The sequence below is a fragment of the Bacillus sp. 7884-1 genome (genome assembly GCF_002272245.1).
In the GTDB taxonomy this organism is placed as follows: Bacteria; Bacillota; Bacilli; order Bacillales; family Cytobacillaceae; genus Neobacillus.
In genome coordinates this window covers 15,081-30,779 of record NZ_NPDD01000054.1, presented here as the reverse complement: position 1 = coordinate 30,779, position 15,699 = coordinate 15,081, and the positions used below count along the sequence as shown (strand labels likewise).

The 15,699-nt window shown below is 37.8% G+C and carries 14 protein-coding genes; all 14 read left to right on the top strand.

Going from position 1 to position 15,699, the window contains the following annotated elements:
- Positions 1-61: 61 nt before the first annotated feature.
- Positions 62-928, top strand: a complete 867-nt coding sequence (dprA, locus tag CHI06_RS06785) for a DNA-processing protein DprA (protein WP_095247667.1) — start codon at positions 62-64, stop codon at positions 926-928.
- A gap of 338 nt (positions 929-1,266) precedes the next feature.
- On the top strand, positions 1,267-3,345 hold the full coding sequence (gene topA, locus CHI06_RS06780; protein WP_095247666.1) for a type I DNA topoisomerase: 2,079 nt from the start codon (positions 1,267-1,269) through the stop codon (positions 3,343-3,345).
- 199 nt (positions 3,346-3,544) lie between these two features.
- Complete coding sequence (gene trmFO / locus CHI06_RS06775; protein ID WP_095247665.1) at positions 3,545-4,852, top strand: FADH(2)-oxidizing methylenetetrahydrofolate--tRNA-(uracil(54)-C(5))-methyltransferase TrmFO; 1,308 nt, start codon at positions 3,545-3,547, stop codon at positions 4,850-4,852.
- 348 nt (positions 4,853-5,200) lie between these two features.
- Complete coding sequence (gene hslV / locus CHI06_RS06770) at positions 5,201-5,743, top strand: ATP-dependent protease subunit HslV (RefSeq protein WP_095247664.1); 543 nt, start codon at positions 5,201-5,203, stop codon at positions 5,741-5,743.
- 16 nt (positions 5,744-5,759) lie between these two features.
- On the top strand, positions 5,760-7,163 hold the full coding sequence (gene hslU / locus CHI06_RS06765) for an HslU--HslV peptidase ATPase subunit (protein ID WP_095247663.1): 1,404 nt from the start codon (positions 5,760-5,762) through the stop codon (positions 7,161-7,163).
- 55 nt (positions 7,164-7,218) lie between these two features.
- On the top strand, positions 7,219-7,998 hold the full coding sequence (gene codY, locus CHI06_RS06760) for a GTP-sensing pleiotropic transcriptional regulator CodY (protein ID WP_095247662.1): 780 nt from the start codon (positions 7,219-7,221) through the stop codon (positions 7,996-7,998).
- A 194-nt stretch (positions 7,999-8,192) separates the two neighbouring features.
- The gene (gene rpsB, locus CHI06_RS06755; protein ID WP_095247661.1) at positions 8,193-8,897 is read left to right on the top strand and encodes a 30S ribosomal protein S2; all 705 of its coding nucleotides are present in this window, start codon (positions 8,193-8,195) and stop codon (positions 8,895-8,897) included.
- Positions 8,898-9,148: 251 nt separating this feature from the next.
- Entirely contained in the window at positions 9,149-10,030 is an 882-nt protein-coding gene (gene tsf, locus CHI06_RS06750; protein WP_095247660.1) for a translation elongation factor Ts, read from the top strand.
- Positions 10,031-10,140: 110 nt separating this feature from the next.
- Entirely contained in the window at positions 10,141-10,863 is a 723-nt protein-coding gene (pyrH, locus tag CHI06_RS06745) for a UMP kinase (RefSeq protein WP_095247659.1), read from the top strand.
- Positions 10,864-10,865: 2 nt separating this feature from the next.
- Positions 10,866-11,423, top strand: coding sequence for a ribosome recycling factor (gene frr / locus CHI06_RS06740; RefSeq protein WP_095247658.1), 558 nt, complete (start codon positions 10,866-10,868; stop codon positions 11,421-11,423).
- 218 nt (positions 11,424-11,641) lie between these two features.
- The gene (locus tag CHI06_RS06735) at positions 11,642-12,421 is read left to right on the top strand and encodes an isoprenyl transferase (protein WP_095247657.1); all 780 of its coding nucleotides are present in this window, start codon (positions 11,642-11,644) and stop codon (positions 12,419-12,421) included.
- Positions 12,422-12,463: 42 nt separating this feature from the next.
- Positions 12,464-13,252: a phosphatidate cytidylyltransferase gene (locus CHI06_RS06730; RefSeq protein ID WP_095247656.1), complete on the top strand. Its 789-nt coding sequence runs from the start codon at positions 12,464-12,466 to the stop codon at positions 13,250-13,252.
- A gap of 21 nt (positions 13,253-13,273) precedes the next feature.
- Positions 13,274-14,416: a 1-deoxy-D-xylulose-5-phosphate reductoisomerase gene (dxr, locus tag CHI06_RS06725; protein ID WP_095247655.1), complete on the top strand. Its 1,143-nt coding sequence runs from the start codon at positions 13,274-13,276 to the stop codon at positions 14,414-14,416.
- Between the two features lie 17 nt (positions 14,417-14,433).
- Positions 14,434-15,693 (top strand): RIP metalloprotease RseP, encoded by a 1,260-nt coding sequence (gene rseP / locus CHI06_RS06720; protein WP_095247654.1) that lies wholly within the window; start codon positions 14,434-14,436, stop codon positions 15,691-15,693.
- Positions 15,694-15,699 lie beyond the last annotated feature (6 nt).

Sequence of the window (15,699 nt, the reverse complement as noted above, 5' to 3'; positions counted from 1 at the left end):
AATAGTCCCTATAAACGAGGGGCTATTTCTTCTTTTTATTATTAAATAATGGAGGCCAAGAATGGATGATTTTAGAGAAAAACTCATTCGTATTATGCATTACCCTGGTATTTCGTGGAGTGCAGTTTTGCAATATTTAAAGAAAGATTCATCTTTTCAAATGAAACCTCATTACATCCAACAAAACCTATTCTCTTCCACAGCACATACAAACCTTCCTTCTACAACTTCCTTACAATCCGAAATCATTATGGAACAAATCCAGCAATATGAAAAAAATGGAATTAAGGTTATCACTATCTTTGATGAAAATTACCCCAGCCTATTAAAAGAAATCTATCAGCCGCCCTGGGTGTTATTTGCAAAGGGAAATCTCTCTTTGCTAGTAAAACAGCCAAAGCTTGCAGTAGTGGGTTCCCGCCAAGCGACCCAGTATGGTAAGAGTGCGATTCGGTTACTGTTTCCGCCTTTAGTGGAAAAAGGAGTGGTTATTGTCAGCGGTTTAGCTAATGGTATAGATTCTCTCGCACATGAGTACGCAATGAAAAATGGCGGTAATACCATTGCTGTAATAGCTGGAGGATTGAATCATATTTATCCAAAGGAAAACGCTGAATTAGCAAGAGAAATGATGAAAACACAGCTGGTCGTTTCAGAATATCCACCAATTACGAAGCCGGAACGATGGCATTTTCCAGCGCGCAACAGAATCATAAGCGGGATGTCAAACGGGACATTTATAATAGAAGCAAAACGAAAAAGTGGATCTCTGATTACGGCCAATTATGCAGTCAATGAAGGACGTGAAGTTTTTTCACTGCCTGGAAGTATCTTTAATCCGTATTCATTGGGTACAAATGACCTAATCCAGCAGGGGGCAAAGCCTGTAATGTGCAGCGAGGATATTTTAGATGAACTTCCGTTATAACCTACATTGATTTTCAAATTTATTAATAGTATTCGCAGTTTTTTAAAGATTTTTTCGATTTATTGTAGATTTAAGTTAAAAAAGCTTGAAATTATTTCAAATATGTTATACATTTTCCAACAGATATTTGAAAAAAAGAATGTGTAAATAGGAATAATTTGGCGTATTATTATCATTAACTAGTTGTAAACGGTTTCGTCGTTATTGACATCAATAGTTATTTGTTTAAGAATAAGAAGTATTAATTATGAATACTTTTTCCAGTTTTTAAAAAATGATCATATAAATGGAAAAATAGGGATAAGGTTTTTTGTGAAGTACTGAGGAGGATAATTTGCATGTCAGAGTTTCTTGTAATTGTAGAATCACCTGCAAAAGCGAAAACAATTGAACGTTATTTAGGAAATAAATATAAAGTTAAAGCATCGATGGGGCACATACGAGATCTACCTAGAAGTCAAATGGGTGTAAACGTTGAAAATATGTACGAACCGAAATACATTACGATTCGCGGTAAAGGTCCAGTATTAAAGGAATTAAAAACAGCTGCAAAAAAAGCAAAGAAAGTTTATCTCGCGGCTGACCCGGATCGCGAAGGGGAAGCAATTGCATGGCATCTTGCTCATAGCTTAAATGTAGATATACATTCAGATTGTCGTGTTGTATTTAATGAAATTACCAAAGAAGCAATTAAAGAATCCTTTAAACACCCGCGTCCAATCAATATGGATTTAGTCGATGCACAGCAAGCAAGAAGGGTTCTAGATCGTCTAGTTGGATATAATATTAGTCCGCTTCTTTGGAAAAAAGTGAAAAAAGGGTTAAGTGCGGGACGAGTTCAATCTACCGCTGTCCGATTAATTATCGAACGAGAGAAGGAAATAAAAGCATTTGTTCCTGAAGAATATTGGACAATTGAAGGAGAGTTGGTTAAGGGAAAGGATCATTTTAGTGCTTCTTATTTCTCGCTAGCTAACAAAGAAAAAACAGAACTGAAATCAAAACAGGATGTTGAAGAGATTTTTAAAAAAATGGAAGGCGATAATTTTAAGGTGGTTTCGGTAACTAAAAAAGAGCGTAAACGAAATCCTTCTCCACCATTTATTACGTCTTCCCTCCAGCAGGAAGCTGCTAGAAAACTCAATTTCCGTGCTAAGAAAACCATGATGCTGGCACAGCAATTATACGAGGGAATTGAGCTTGGTTCATCTGGAACAGTTGGTCTTATCACCTATATGAGAACAGATTCAACTCGTATATCCGAAGTGGCTCAAAAAGAGGCTGCGGATTATATTCTTCAGGAATATGGCCAGGATTACTTAAAAGAAGAACAAAGAAAAGAGAAAAAACAATCAAATGCTCAGGATGCTCACGAAGCTATCCGTCCGACGAGTACATTGCGTGAACCAAATAGTTTGAAACAATATCTATCAAGAGACCAACTGCGTCTATATAAGTTAATTTGGGAACGATTTTTAGCGAGTCAAATGGCCCAGGCTGTTATGGATACAATGAGCGTTGACTTACAGAATGGAAATGTCATATTCCGAGCAACCGGTTCAAAAATAAAGTTTCCTGGATTTATGAAGCTATACGTGGAAGGTTCAGATGATCAAGTTGAAGAACGCGACAAAATGCTGCCAAATCTACAAGAAGGCGATGTTGTATTCAAAAAAGATATTGAACCAAAACAACATTTTACACAGCCGCCGCCAAGGTATACAGAGGCTAGATTGGTTAGAACACTTGAAGAACTAGGCATAGGACGTCCATCCACCTATGCACCAACTTTGGATACAATCCAAAAGCGTGGATATGTCGCGCTGGATAATAAACGATTTGTCCCTACTGAGTTAGGTGAAATTGTTGATGAATTAATACTTGAATTCTTTCCGGATATTATCAATGCAGATTTTACTGCCAAAATGGAGCGGGATTTGGATAATGTTGAGGATGGTAAAGTTCGCTGGGTTGAAATCATTGATGGTTTTTATCAAGAATTTGAGAAACATCTTGTTATTGCCGAAAAAGAGATGCAGTCTGTTGAAATTAAAGATGAGCCGGCAGGCGAAGATTGTGAATTATGCTCGAGCCAAATGGTATTTAAAATGGGCCGATACGGTAAATTTATGGCATGCAGCAATTTCCCGGATTGCCGTAATACAAAAGCCATTGTAAAAGAAATCGGCGTTACCTGTCCAAAATGTAAAGAAGGAAATATCATTGAACGTAAAAGTAAGAAGAAAAGAATCTTTTACGGATGTGACAAGTTTCCAGGATGTGAATTTATTTCATGGGATAAGCCTTTACCAAGAGCCTGTCCTAAATGTGAAGGAACGCTCGTTGAAAAGAAATTAAAAAAAGGTGTCCAAGTACAATGCACCGAATGTGATTACAAAGAAGAACCACAAAGCTAAGGGTGAGCACAGCTCACTCTTTTATATTTTTTAATCCAGCGCAAGCAGCTTCCGCTTATTTTTATAAATCATAAAACTTTTTTGTTTTTGATTCGTATAGTACAATGCAAGATGGGCTAAAAAGAGGGAAAAGTAATCATAGTAATAAGTAAAGCTAGATTCATGAATCATCAGCTTTGTGAAAATCAGGAGGTCAAACATGATTGATGTAACAATAAATGTAATCGGAGCTGGTTTGGCAGGGAGTGAGGCTGCGTGGCAAATCGCTAAACGGGGTGTAAAAGTCAGACTTTATGAGATGAGACCCGTTAAACAAACACCCGCTCATCATACTGATAAGTTCGCTGAATTAGTATGCAGTAATTCCTTAAGAGCAAATAACTTAACAAATGCGGTTGGTGTATTAAAGGAAGAAATGCGATTGCTCGATTCTGTTATTATCGCTGCTGCTGATGCATGCTCGGTCCCGGCAGGAGGAGCCTTGGCGGTTGACCGTCATGAGTTTGCGGCTAAAGTGACAGAAATGGTAAGAAATCATGAAAATGTAACAGTCATTAATGAAGAAGTGACGGAAATTCCTGAGGGAATAACCGTAATAGCAACAGGACCTTTAACAAGTCCTGATTTATCCGCACAACTAAAGTTTTTAACGGGCGAGGATTACCTTTATTTTTATGATGCTGCAGCACCAATTCTTGAAAAAGACAGTATTAATATGGAAAAGGTGTATTTGAAATCACGTTATGATAAGGGTGAAGCTGCTTATTTAAATTGTCCAATGACAGAGGAAGAATTCAACACCTTTTATGAAGCATTAATTGCAGCAGAAACAGTACCTTTAAAGGAATTTGAAAAGGAAATCTTTTTTGAAGGTTGTATGCCAATCGAAGTCATGGCACAAAGAGGCAAGAAAACAATGTTATTCGGTCCATTAAAGCCAGTTGGTTTAGAGGATCCTAAGACAGGAAAAAGACCTTATGCGGTTGTTCAGCTGCGGCAAGATGATGCAGCAGGAACCCTTTATAATATTGTTGGTTTCCAGACACATTTGAAATGGGGTCCACAAAAAGAAGTCCTGCGGTTAATACCAGGACTTGAAGATGTAGAGATTGTCCGCTATGGGGTCATGCATCGAAATACCTTTATCAATTCACCAAAGGTTCTTAAAGCTTCTTACCAATTTAGGGAACGGGAAAATCTGTTTTTTGCTGGACAGATGACAGGTGTGGAAGGATATGTAGAATCGGCTGCAAGTGGACTAGCCGCTGGAATAAATGCTGCTAGATTAGCACAGGGGAATAATCCAGTCGAGTTTCCTGTTGAAACAGCGATTGGAAGTATGGCACGATATATCACCACAGCTAACGCAAAGAATTTCCAGCCTATGAATGCTAATTTTGGGCTGTTTCCGGAATTACCTGAAAAAATTAAGGGGAAACAGGAACGAAATATGCAGCATGCAAACCGAGCATTGGAAACAATTCAGAACTTTGTGAAAGTTTTGTAAAATTTATTGCAAGGGGTAAAAAAGTGTGTTACGCTTTAGTAGCCTTTGTGAGGTGGACATATTAATAAATGTGACTGATTTAGCAACGTTCGTTCACAACCATTTACAAATGGAGAGAACTTTATCACAATATACAATTGGACAATCCCATATGCTTAGCGTAAATTCAACTTGTTCATGGATGAACAAGTGCGGATTTAATGGAGTCAATTGAAACGTATATGCCCATACATATAAGGGAATAAATGAATAAAGTTTTCATACTATTCTAGTGTAATGCACTTGTCTGCTTATGACAATCTCTTGTTAGATAGGTTTACTAGTAAAAATGCAAGAGGAGGAAGAATGATGAACCAATTTCATGCCACGACGATATTTGCAATCCATCATAACGGTCAATGTTCAATGTCAGGTGATGGTCAAGTCACGTTTGGGAATGCTGTAGTGATGAAGCACACAGCAAAAAAGGTTAGAAAGATATTTAATGGAAGAGTATTAGCTGGTTTTGCCGGATCTGTAGCCGATGCCTTTACCCTTTTTGAAATGTTCGAAGGGAAATTAGAAGAATATAACGGAAACCTCCAACGAGCAGCTGTTGAGCTTGCTAAACAGTGGAGAAGTGATAAGATCCTAAGAAAGCTAGAAGCCATGTTAATTGTTATGAATCAGGAAGATATACTCCTAGTATCTGGAACAGGAGAAGTAATTGAGCCTGATGATGGAATTCTAGCAATTGGTTCAGGTGGGAATTATGCACTGGCAGCTGGACGTTCTCTAAAGAAATATGCTGGTGACCATCTTACAGCAAAAGAAATCGCAAAGGCTTCTTTAGAAATAGCTGCAGAAATATGTGTATACACAAACCACAACATTATCGTGGAAGAGCTCTAACGGGAGGGAACCTACAATGGCTAAAACAGATAACCTAACACCGCGTCAAATTGTTGAGAGACTTGATCAATATATTATAGGTCAGAAGGACGCAAAAAAGGCAGTGGCGGTTGCACTAAGAAATCGATATAGACGAGGCTTGCTAAACGAAAAACTCCGCGAAGAAATTATTCCTAAAAATATTTTAATGATTGGTCCAACTGGTGTTGGTAAAACGGAAATTGCCAGAAGAATTGCGAAGCTGGTTGGAGCACCATTCGTTAAAGTAGAGGCTACTAAATTTACGGAAGTCGGGTATGTTGGCCGTGATGTGGAATCTATGGTTCGTGACCTCGTTGAAACATCTGTCAGATTGGTTAAAGAGGATAGAATGTTGTCTGTTAAGGAACGTGCAGAGGAAAACGCAAATGCTAGGCTAGTTGATTTACTTGTTCCATCAGCTAAGAAAGCACAAAATTATAAAAATCCACTTGAAATGTTATTTGGCGGCGGAAATGCAACTCCGGATCAGGATACACATCAAGAGGATTACTCTATTACTGAAAAACGTAAGATTGTAAGGGAAAAGCTTGCTCTTGGTCAATTGGAAGAAGAGATGGTTACGGTTGATGTTGAAGAGCAAACACCATCCATGTTTGATATGCTTCAAGGTTCAGGGATGGAACAAATGGGTATGAACATGCAAGATGCGCTCAGCAGCTTTATGCCGAAGAAACGGAAGAAAAGAAAATTAACTGTGCGCGAGGCAAGGAAAGTATTAACCAGCGAAGAAGCCGCAAGATTGATTGACATGGATGAGGTTACCACTGAAGCAGTTTACCGTGCTGAACAGACAGGTATCATCTTTATTGATGAAATTGATAAAATTGCCAGCAAAAACTCTGGAGGTTCCTCAGCGGACGTGTCTCGTGAGGGTGTTCAACGAGATATTTTACCGATTGTTGAAGGTTCAACCGTTGTTACCAAATATGGCTCAATAAAAACAGATTATATTTTATTTATCGCAGCTGGTGCGTTTCATATGTCAAAACCCTCGGATTTAATACCAGAATTACAGGGTCGTTTACCGATTCGTGTTGAACTAACGAAATTAACGGTAGATGATTTCTTTAGGATTTTGATTGAACCTGATAATGCTTTGATTAAACAATATCAAGCATTATTAGAAACAGAAGGTATACAAATTGAATTTTCTGACGATGCTATTCGTAGAATAGCTGAGGTTGCTTTTGAAGTGAATCAAAATACAGATAATATCGGAGCAAGAAGACTTCACACAATATTAGAAAAATTATTAGAAGACTTATCGTTTGAAGCACCTGATATTTTAATGGAGAAGGTTACCATTACTCCACAATATGTTGATGATAAGCTTGGAGCAATAGCGAAAAATAAAGATTTAAGCCAATTTATCTTATAATGATTTAACAATAAAACTTAATAATGGTTCTGAGTTAATTAGGAGGAAGAAACAGATGGATTTACTTACAAAAACTAGAAAAATTAATGTGTTATTACAAAAGGCAGCAGGAAAACCAGTTAACTTTAAGGAAATGTCAGAGACCCTAAGTGAAGTAATTGAAGCAAACATTTTCGTTGTCAGTCGCCGTGGTAAGCTTTTAGGCTTTGCTATTAATCAGCAAATCGAAAATGACCGTATGAAAAAGATGCTAGAGGATCGTCAATTTCCAGAAGAATATATAAATGGACTATTTAATATTCAAGAGACATCTTCAAATCTTGATGTGGAAAGTCAATATACAGCATTTCCTGTTGAAAATAGAGACCTATTCCGTGAAGGGTTAACAACAATCGTTCCGATTATTGGCGGAGGTGAACGCCTTGGAACATTAATTCTTGCACGATTGCAAGAGAAATTCCACGATGATGACCTTATTCTTGCCGAGTATGGTGCAACTGTTGTTGGTATGGAAATCCTGCGTGAAAAGTCTGAGGAAATCGAAGAAGAAGCGAGAAGCAAGGCTGTTGTTCAAATGGCGATCAGTTCATTATCTTACAGTGAACTTGAAGCGATTGAACATATCTTTGAAGAGTTAAATGGACACGAAGGCTTATTAGTTGCTTCGAAAATTGCAGACCGTGTTGGTATTACTCGTTCTGTAATTGTTAATGCTTTAAGAAAGCTTGAAAGTGCCGGAGTCATTGAATCTCGTTCTCTTGGTATGAAAGGAACGTATATCAAAGTCTTAAATGATAAATTCTTAGTTGAGTTAGATAAATTACGTTCTAACTAATTCATGGAAAAATCCCTGGTTTTACCGGGGATTTTTTTTGAAAGTAAAACTTGATTGTTATCTTTAGTTATGCTATATTATTTCATGGTGTTATTACACACGCTTGTTGATTTAAGCAGCCGGTGCTGTTAATACAGTTGCTGTTTGAAAATGAGACTTAGCGGAGGAAAACGAAACCATAGGAGGAAAAAAACATGTCAGTAATTTCAATGAAGCAATTGCTTGAAGCTGGTGTACACTTTGGACACCAAACTCGCCGTTGGAACCCAAAAATGAAGAAATATATCTTCACAGAGCGTAACGGTATTTATATCATCGACCTACAAAAAACAGTTAAGAAAGTTGAAGAAGCTTATAACTGGGTTAAGGATCTAGCTGCTAATGGCGGGACTATCCTTTTTGTTGGTACTAAGAAACAAGCTCAAGATTCTGTTAAAGAAGAAGCAGCTCGTTCAGGTATGTACTTTGTTAACCAACGTTGGTTGGGTGGTACTTTAACAAACTTTGAAACAATCCAAAAGCGTATTGGTCGCTTAAAAGATATTGAAAGAATGTCAGAAGACGGTACTTTCGAAGTTTTACCTAAAAAAGAAGTAGTTCAATTAAAGAAAGAACTAGAACGCCTTGAAAAATTCTTAGGCGGAATCAAAGATATGAAGCAGCTTCCTGATGCACTTTTCATTATCGACCCTCGTAAAGAGCGTATCGCTGTTGCTGAAGCTAAAAAATTAAACATTCCTATCGTAGGAATTGTTGATACTAACTGTGATCCAGACGAAATCGATGTAGTTATTCCTGCGAATGACGATGCGATTCGTGCGGTTAAGCTTTTAACAGGTAAAATGGCAGACGCTATCCTTGAAGCAAAACAAGGTGAAGAAGTAGCTGTAGAAGCGTAATAGAAAAGCGGAATCGCCTTGGTTAGCCCCGACAAGCAAAAGACAAGCACTGTGGAAGGCGCTCTTTGCCTTCTGCAGTGATTGGCTTTTGACCTCGAGGGGCTAGGCGATGGAGCTGGACAAGTCAAATAGTTTGAACTAAAAAAGGTGATAAGAGGGAGACCCTTTATCACCTTTTTTTAAGGGTTTATCTTAGCGTTCAATGGCTAAGCTATTAGTATGTACATAAGGAATTAAAGGAGGAAAAAATCATGGCAGTTACTGCTCAAATGGTAAAAGAACTACGCGAAAAAACTGGCGCAGGAATGATGGATTGTAAAAAAGCTTTAACAGAAACAAATGGTGATATGGAAAAAGCAATCGACTTCTTACGGGAAAAAGGGATTGCTTCAGCTGCGAAAAAAGGCGACCGTATTGCTGCAGAAGGTTTAACGTATGTTGTTGCAGAAGGAAACGAAGCAGTTATTTTAGAAGTAAACTCTGAAACTGATTTCGTTGCAAAGAACGAAGCTTTCCAAAGCCTAGTAAAAGAATTAGCTGCACACTTGCTTGCTAACAAACCAGCAACAGTTGAAGAAGCTTCTGCACAAACGATTAATGGAGTGACTGTAGCAGACTATATCAATGCTGCTATTGCTAAAATTGGTGAAAAACTTTCACTTCGTCGTTTTACTGTAGTTTCTAAAACAGATAATGATGCATTTGGTGCATACCTTCACATGGGAGGACGTATTAGTGTATTAACAGTTCTAGAAGGAACTACTGATGCGGATGCTGCAAAAGATGTTTCTATGCACATTGCTGCTCTTAGACCTTTATATGTTTCACGTGATCAAGTTTCTCAAGAGGAAGTTGAGCGTGAGCGTCAAGTGTTAACTACACAAGCACTTAACGAAGGAAAGCCAGAAAAAATCGTAGAAAAAATGGTAGAAGGCCGTCTTGGAAAATATTTTGAAGATGTTTGCTTACTTGACCAGACTTTCGTTAAAAACCCAGACCAAAAAGTTCGTCAGTTCGTTGAGTCAAAAGGCGCTTCTGTTCGTGAATTCATACGCTACGAAGTGGGCGAAGGTATTGAAAAGCGTGAAGACAACTTCGCTGAAGAAGTCATGAACCAAGTTAATAAAAAGTAATTGGTTTGTTTATAAGGTATGATAGGCAAAATATGTCTTAAATAGGGAACACGATGTGTTCCCTATTTTTAAAGTTTTTTTATAATCATATACATAATAAGGAGGTTTATATGAGCGGTCCTAAGTACAAACGCGTCGTTCTAAAATTAAGCGGGGAAGCACTTGCAGGAGAATCAAGCTTCGGTATTAAACCATCCGTAATAAAATCAATCGCTGGGCAGGTAAAGGAAATTGCAGAACTTGGTGTTGAGGTTGCAGTTGTTGTTGGCGGTGGTAATATTTGGCGTGGTAAAATAGGCAGTGAGATGGGAATGGACAGAGCAACTGCTGATTATATGGGGATGTTAGCCACTGTAATGAATTCTTTAGCCCTTCAGGACAGTTTAGAACACCTGGGAATTGAATCAAGAGTACAAACTTCAATTGAAATGCGTCAAGTTGCAGAACCATATATTAGACGTCGAGCAATGAGACATTTAGAAAAAAAGAGAGTCGTTATTTTTGCAGCCGGGACAGGAAATCCGTATTTCTCAACCGATACAACTGCGGCTTTACGTGCAGCTGAAATCGACGCAGAAGTAATCTTAATGGCAAAAAATAATGTTGATGGTGTATATTCAGCGGATCCACGTCTGGATCCTAATGCAACAAAATACGATGACCTTTCTTTCCTTGATGTCATTAAAGAGGGATTAGCTGTCATGGATTCAACTGCATCTTCATTATGCATGGATAATGATATTCCACTTATTGTTTTCTCGATTATGGAACAAGGAAATATTAAACGTGCGGTAATGGGTGAAAAAATTGGAACGATTGTTAGGGGGAAATAATAATGCCAAAACAAGTGGTTTCAGCAACGAAGGATAGAATGCTTAAAGCAATTCAATCGTATTCCCGTGAGCTTGCTAGTATTCGTGCAGGGAGAGCGAGTGCTTCTTTATTAGATAGGATTACAATTGATTATTATGGAGCACCGACACCAGTGAATCAAATGGCTGGAATTTCTACTCCAGAAGCAAGACTTCTTGTCATCCAGCCTTATGATAAATCAATTCTTGGTGATATTGAAAAGGCGATTCTAAAATCTGATTTAGGGTTAAATCCATCAAATGATGGTATGGTCATTAGATTAGCCATCCCCCAATTGACTGAAGAACGCCGAAAAGAGCTAGTGAAATTAGTAAAGAAAGAATCTGAAGAGGCGAAAGTAGCGATTCGTAATATTCGACGTGACGGTAACGATGATTTGAAAAAGCTGGAGAAAAACGGAGAAATTACGGAAGATGCCCTTCGAGGTTATTCGGATGATATTCAAAAACTAACTGACGAACACATTAGTAAGATTGACCAAATAACAAAAGACAAAGAAAAAGAAATCTTGGAAGTTTAATTATTGTGAGAACCCTCTTTTTTAGGGGGTTTTTTCACTATTCGTCATTCTTATTTCTTGTACAAGTACATAACTTATTTAGTAGAAGATATATTTTTACTTTTTTGGTATGATAAAAGCATGCGAAAATCAGCATTCTTCATATATATCAACACAGGCTCTGTGGGCATGATCTATTATCGGAGGAAATGATTATCTTAATTTGGAGGAGCAATGTTATGTTTAATAAAATAAGGCTTTGGAAGAATCAAAACAATAACTCTTCCACACTCCGAGAAAATATAGAAAAGATTAAAAAATTGCCGGTACCGGAACATGTTGCGATTATTATGGATGGCAATGGACGTTGGGCTAAGAAGAGAGCCTTGCCACGAATTGCCGGACATCATGAAGGTATGAAGGTCGTGCGTAAGATAACGAAGTTAGCCAACAACCTTGGAATTAAAACACTTACGTTATATGCTTTTTCAACTGAAAACTGGAAGCGGCCAAAAAATGAAGTGGACTATTTAATGAAGCTTCCAGAGGAGTTTTTAGGAACCTTTCTGCCTGAATTAATTGAAGAAAATGTTCAAGTAACGATGATGGGGTATAAAGATCAACTTCCGGTACATACATTAAATGCAATTGAAAGAGCGATTGAGGATACAAAGAATAATGATGGACTTGTATTAAACTTTGCACTTAACTATGGCAGTCGATCTGAAATTATTGATGCGGCCAAAAAAGTCTTAAATGATTATAAAAGTGGAATACTAAAAGAGAGCGAGTTAAACGAAGAGATTTTCTCCTCATACCTGATGACTTCTAACCTCAATGACCCGGATTTATTAATCCGTACGAGTGGTGAAATCAGGCTAAGTAATTTCATGTTGTGGCAATTAGCATATACGGAGTTTTGGTTTACGGATGTATTATGGCCGGATTTCAAAGAAAAACATCTAGTTGAAGCAATTGAAGTATATCAAAACCGTCAACGCCGTTTTGGCGGTATCTAAAGTTTATCTCTCTCAAGTACTATAAAGGTGTTGAAATCTTAGATGAAGCAAAGAATCATTACAGGAGTTGTAGCAGCTGCTTTATTTTTACCAATTGTTTTTTATGGTGGACTGCCTTTTGTCCTTTTAACATATTTCCTCGCAACTGTGGGATTGTATGAGTTATTAAAAATGAAAAAACTTAGTATTTTTTCTGTTCATGGATTGCTGACTGTTTTATTTCTCTGGGTTATGCTTTTTCCAGAGCAGTATAGTGATATAGTAAATACTTTTATTTATACAAAAACAGAAATTGGTATTGCTTTTATCCTTTTGCTATTGGCATATACCGTGATAACAAAGAACCGATTTACCTTCGAAGATGCTGGTTTTTCGATTTTGTCAGCCATTTATGTGGGAATAGGCTTTTATTTCTTTATTGAGACGCGTGATGCGGGTATCGTCTATATCTTCTACTCATTATTCATGATTTGGGCGACTGATTCAGGTGCTTATTTTATCGGTAAAGCTACAGGGAAAACGAAACTTTGGCCTGAAATAAGTCCTAATAAGACAGTTGAGGGATCCATAGGCGGAGTAGTTTCAGCCTTAATTGTTGCTATATTGTTTGCTATATTTTCTGAAATCAATGCAACAATATTTACATTAATGGCGATAACTGTTGTCCTTTCTATTTTTGGACAAATTGGTGATCTGGTTCAATCTGCGTTCAAACGGCATTTTAATGTGAAGGATTCTGGAAATATATTACCAGGTCATGGGGGAATCCTTGACCGTTTCGATAGTCTATTATTCGTTTTGCCATTATTACACTTTTTTCATCTATGGTAGAGTTAGGGAGTTGAATTTTCTTTGAAAAAGATTTGCATTTTGGGTGCTACAGGCTCGATAGGCACTCAAACTTTAGATATACTTCGTGAACACCCATCTGATTTTAAATTAGTTGCCATTTCGATAGGGAAAAATTTAGATTTAGCCCGAAAAATGATACATGAATTTAAGCCAGAGCTAGTTTCTGTACAAGAGTACCAAGACTGTAATACATTAAAAGCAGAGTTTCCTAATACTAAATTTACCTTTGGTGAAGAGGGCCTCATAGAAGCTGCAGTATATCCTTCAACGGATATCCTAGTAAATGCAGTGATTGGAAGTATTGGTTTGAACCCTACCTTACATGCAATTGAAGCGGGAAAAACCATTGCGATTGCCAATAAAGAGACACTTGTTACGGCGGGTCATCTAGTTATGGAGGCTGCGAAGAAAAGTGGAGTGGCATTACTTCCGGTGGACAGTGAACATTCTGCTATTTTTCAGTGCTTACAGGGTGAAAAGGATAAGAATATAGAAAGATTGATTTTGACTGCTTCTGGCGGCAGCTTCCGTGACCGGACTCGTAAAGAGTTAGAAGGAGTTACGGTTAGAGAAGCCTTAAATCATCCCAATTGGTCAATGGGAGCAAAAATAACAATAGATTCCGCAACCATGATGAATAAAGGGCTTGAGGTGATTGAGGCTCATTGGCTGTACAACATGCCCTATGAAAAAATTGATGTACTGCTTCATAAAGAAAGTATTATTCATTCAATGGTAGAATTTCATGACAGCAGCATAATTGCACAGCTTGGAACACCAGATATGAGAGTACCGATCCAATATGCACTCGCTTATCCTGACCGGTTACCCCTAACTTCCTCTCAAAGGTTAGATTTAGCTAAAATTGGACAATTGCATTTCCAGGAAATGGACGCAAATCGTTTTCGCTGTATGCAATTTGCTTATGAGGCTGGCAAACAAGGCGGAACACTGCCTACAGTTTTAAATGCAGCAAATGAAGTTGCTGTAGCTGCTTTTTTAAATGAAAAGATTAGTTTCTTACAAATTGAAGATATGATTGAGAAGGCATTAAATAAACACGAATTAATAAAAAATCCTGACTTATCCATTATTCAAGAGGTGGACAAAGAAACAAGACAATATGTAAATTCACTTCAATAAAAAAGGTGGTTTTTAGTTTGACTACAGTTATTGCCTTTATCGTTATCTTTGGTGCACTAGTATTTTTTCATGAATTAGGCCATTTGGTTTTTGCGAAACGAGCAGGTATTTTGTGCCGCGAATTTGCAATCGGCTTTGGGCCAAAGGTTTTCACTCATAAAAAAGGGGAAACAACGTATACAATTAGGTTACTGCCAATTGGTGGATTTGTTCGGATGGCTGGTGAAGATCCGGAGGTTGTGGAACTAAAACCTGGTTACAGAATCGGGCTTTTGTTTGACAAAGAGAATAACGTAAATAAAATCATTTTGAACAATAAAGAAAAGTATCCAGATTGCCGAATTGTGGAAGTAGAGTATGCTGATATTGAACATAAGCTGTTCATTAAGGGATACCCAGAGGATGAGGAAGAAAGGTTGCAAACTTTTCCTATAAGTCCGACTGCTGTTACGGTTGAAAATGGGGTAGAAACACAATTGGCCCCTTATGATCGTCAGTTTGCTTCAAAAACGCTGCCTCAGAGAACCATGGCCATTTTTGCTGGCCCGATGATGAATTTCGTCTTGGCATTCTTTTTGTTCATTATAATTGCCTTTTTACAAGGTGTCCCTACTAACGAGCCGAAATTAGGTGTAATTACGCCTGATGGCGCTGCGAATGCAGCGGGATTATTAGAAGGAGATATAGTCCAAAGTATCAATGGCGCTGAAATCTCCAGCTGGTCTGATGTCGTAGAAATTATCAGAGAAAATCCTAATGAAACACTTGATTTTTCTATAAGCCGTGATGGAAAAGAACAGGAAATTACCGTAACTCCGAAAGAGCAAAGTGTTGAAGGAGAAAAGATAGGTCTAATTGGTGTTTACAGCCCAATAGAAAAATCACCATTAAAAGCCATTACTGCTGGTTTTACTGAAACTTATTTTTGGACAAAGCAAATTTTTGTCATGCTTGGACAGCTTGTTACTGGTCAGTTCTCAATTGACATGCTCTCTGGGCCAGTTGGAATATATGCTTCCACTGATACGGTAGTTCAATCAGGAATTTACTATGTGATGAAGTGGGCAGCTATTTTAAGTATTAACCTAGGAATCATGAATCTCCTGCCAATCCCAGCACTAGATGGCGGAAGGCTAATGTTCTTTGCAGTCGAAGCAGTAAGAGGAAAGCCGATAGATCGTCATAAGGAAGGAATGGTCCATTTTATTGGATTTGCTCTCTTAATGCTCCTTATGCTGGTTGTTACTTGGAATGATATCCAAAGATTTTTCTTGTAAGTTCAT

Excerpts from the sequence above, each read along its gene's own strand:
- topA (WP_095247666.1), top strand. The coding sequence starts at position 1,267 with ATGTCAGAGTTTCTTGTAATTGTAGAATCACCTGCAAAAGCGAAAACA.
- CHI06_RS06735 (WP_095247657.1), top strand. The coding sequence starts at position 11,642 with ATGTTTAATAAAATAAGGCTTTGGAAGAATCAAAACAATAACTCTTCC.
- hslV (WP_095247664.1), top strand. The coding sequence starts at position 5,201 with ATGAACCAATTTCATGCCACGACGATATTTGCAATCCATCATAACGGT.
- pyrH (WP_095247659.1), top strand. The coding sequence starts at position 10,141 with ATGAGCGGTCCTAAGTACAAACGCGTCGTTCTAAAATTAAGCGGGGAA.
- dprA (WP_095247667.1), top strand. The coding sequence starts at position 62 with ATGGATGATTTTAGAGAAAAACTCATTCGTATTATGCATTACCCTGGT.
- tsf (WP_095247660.1), top strand. The coding sequence starts at position 9,149 with ATGGCAGTTACTGCTCAAATGGTAAAAGAACTACGCGAAAAAACTGGC.
- CHI06_RS06730 (WP_095247656.1), top strand. The coding sequence starts at position 12,464 with ATGAAGCAAAGAATCATTACAGGAGTTGTAGCAGCTGCTTTATTTTTA.
- hslU (WP_095247663.1), top strand. The coding sequence starts at position 5,760 with ATGGCTAAAACAGATAACCTAACACCGCGTCAAATTGTTGAGAGACTT.
- trmFO (WP_095247665.1), top strand. The coding sequence starts at position 3,545 with ATGATTGATGTAACAATAAATGTAATCGGAGCTGGTTTGGCAGGGAGT.
- codY (WP_095247662.1), top strand. The coding sequence starts at position 7,219 with ATGGATTTACTTACAAAAACTAGAAAAATTAATGTGTTATTACAAAAG.
- frr (WP_095247658.1), top strand. The coding sequence starts at position 10,866 with ATGCCAAAACAAGTGGTTTCAGCAACGAAGGATAGAATGCTTAAAGCA.
- rpsB (WP_095247661.1), top strand. The coding sequence starts at position 8,193 with ATGTCAGTAATTTCAATGAAGCAATTGCTTGAAGCTGGTGTACACTTT.